This window comes from Treponema sp. R6D11 (assembly GCF_054786075.1).
In genome coordinates this window covers 1-1,415 of sequence record NZ_BDHD01000330.1, presented here as the reverse complement: position 1 = coordinate 1,415, position 1,415 = coordinate 1, and the positions used below count along the sequence as shown (strand labels likewise).

The following is a 1,415-nucleotide window of genomic DNA, read 5'->3' as shown; positions in this document are numbered from 1 at the left end:
GTATAATCCAATTATGATAATTTTTCGCCAAAAATTACTTTTAAAATAATTCCGCCTTCGAGGGCGGTTTTTTTTTAATTATATTCGGGAGGATAAATGCTTAAAGGGCGTTCTTTAATAGAACCTGAAGATTTCTCACTAAGTGAGATGGAATTTCTTTTTTCACAAGCGGAAATGATAGAAAAAGACCAAAAATACCTAAGAAATGGTCTAAAAGGGCGGCTTTTAGCCACTTTATTCTTTGAACCAAGCACCAGAACCCGCCTTAGTTTTGAGGCGGCAATGCTCCGTTTGGGGGGTAGCTGTCTAGGTTTTGCGGAGCCGGGCTCAAGCTCCGCGGTAAAAGGCGAAAGTTTAGCGGATACAATCCGCATGGGGGCAAGTTACGCGGACGCGATAGTTATGAGAAATCCAAAGGAAGGCGCGGCGCTACTGGCGAGCCGTTATTCTGAGGTTCCTGTTATAAATGCGGGGGACGGCGGTCATCATCACCCCACGCAGACGCTTACGGATCTTTTAACAATAAGGCAGCTTTTGGGCAAAATAGAGAATCTTACAGTAGGTTTTTGCGGCGATTTAAAGTTTGGGCGCACTGTTCATTCGCTTGCTAAGGCGCTTGCGCGTTACCCAAAAATAAAAATGATTTTTATCTCGCCGCAAGAGCTTATTTTGCCTGAATATATCAAAAATTTGTTAAAAAAACAGGATATTAAGTTTGAAGAAAGAGAAGATCTTGAAAAATCCATGCTGGAATTGGACGTGCTTCACATGACTCGGGTGCAAAGAGAGAGGTTTTTTAACGAAGATGATTATATCCGCCTGAAAGATACATACGTCCTTAATACCGAAAAAATGGCTGTAGGGAAGCAAAAAATGGTGGTTTTACACCCGTTGCCCCGCGTAAACGAGATTTCCGTAGAGATTGATTCGGATCCTAGGGCGGCGTATTTTAAACAGGCAAAGTACGGCATGTATGTTCGTATGGCGTTGCTTGCCGGTGTTTTGGGGGCGGAAGATGTTAAATATTGACGAGATAAAAAACGGCATTGTTATAGACCATATTAAAGCGGGGTTGGGCATTCGCATTTTTAATTGGCTTAATCTTGACAAAGTTCCGTATAATGTCGCGTTCGTCGCAAACGCCAATTCACAAAGGTGCGGAAAAAAGGATATAATTAAGATAGATAATACTATTTCGATTAACTTCGATGTTCTTGGGTTAATCGATCCTAATATTACGGTTAGTATAATAGAAAACGAGCGTGTAACAAAAAAGATAAAGTTGCAACTTCCGCAAAAAGTGGAAAACGTGCTTATCTGTAAAAATCCGCGCTGTATCAGCTCTACGGAGAAATATTTACCGCATATCTTCTATTTGGAAAACCGCGAACAGCGCACATACCGCTGTGAATACT

At 41.5% G+C, this 1,415-nt stretch carries 2 protein-coding genes; both read left to right on the top strand.

Annotation, left to right across the window (positions count from 1 at the left end):
* The first annotated feature begins 96 nt into the window (after window positions 1-96).
* On the top strand, window positions 97-1,029 hold the full coding sequence (gene pyrB, locus ACYVTD_RS12825) for an aspartate carbamoyltransferase (protein WP_461248135.1): 933 nt from the start codon (window positions 97-99) through the stop codon (window positions 1,027-1,029).
* On the top strand, window positions 1,016-1,415 hold a 400-nt coding region (locus tag ACYVTD_RS12820), incomplete at its 3' end, for an aspartate carbamoyltransferase regulatory subunit (RefSeq protein ID WP_461248134.1). The genes pyrB and ACYVTD_RS12820, both read left to right, overlap by 14 nt.